Source organism: Streptomyces sp. AC627_RSS907 (assembly GCF_019049165.1).
This window is the reverse complement of record NZ_JAGMUE010001575.1, coordinates 1-659: the sequence shown is the minus strand read 5'-3', so window position 1 is coordinate 659 and position 659 is coordinate 1. Positions and strand designations below refer to the sequence as shown.

Annotated in this window: 1 protein-coding gene and 1 pseudogene; both read left to right on the top strand. The window is 76.8% G+C overall.

All coding sequences use genetic code 11. From position 1 onward, the window contains the following. Window positions 1-323: GNAT family N-acetyltransferase (locus tag KUM32_RS43080; RefSeq protein ID WP_217146984.1), on the top strand; the 323-nt coding region annotated here is incomplete at its 5' end. 23 nt (window positions 324-346) lie between these two features. Further along, a pseudogene (locus KUM32_RS43075) lies at window positions 347-659 on the top strand (hypothetical protein); the annotation flags it as partial.

Sequence of the window (659 nt, the reverse complement as noted above, 5' to 3'; positions counted from 1 at the left end):
ACTGGGAGCTCTACCGCGCCGACCTGGACCCGCTGGCTCGCCACTACCCGGCCCGCCCGCACGACACCGGCCTGCACCTGTTGATCGGCGGCGTGGCGGACCGGGGCCGGGGCATCGGCACGGCCCTGCTCCGCGCGGTCGCCGACCTCGTGCTGGACCACCGGCCCGACTGCGGTCGCGTCGTCGCCGAACCCGACCTCCGTAACACCCCCTCCATCGCGGCCTTCCTCGGCGCCGGATTCCGCTTCGGCGCCGAGGTGGCCCTCCCCGGCAAACGCGCGGCCCTGATGGTTCGGGACCGGGCGCTACGCCACCTCCTGTGACCTCCGGCACCGAGGAGCCCACCATGCGACCTTCACCGCAGCCGCAGCCGCAGCCGCAATCGCGGTCCGCGCAGCCGCCCCGCCCCCGCCCGGCCTCGGGACCGCCTGGCCGGCCCGAACCGGCCCAGCTCGCGGCGTCACCGCAGGCCGACGCCTGGCAGCGCGCCGGCCGGCGCATGCTGGCCAAGATGCTCGCCGAGTTCGCCTACGAGGGCGTGCTGACCCCCGAGCCCGACACCGAGGCCCCCGCCCCGCCCCCCGCCGAAGCGGAGCCGGTCGCGTATCGCCTCCCGGAGGTAGACGGCGTGACCTATCGCTTCCGCGCCCGCCGCGGCG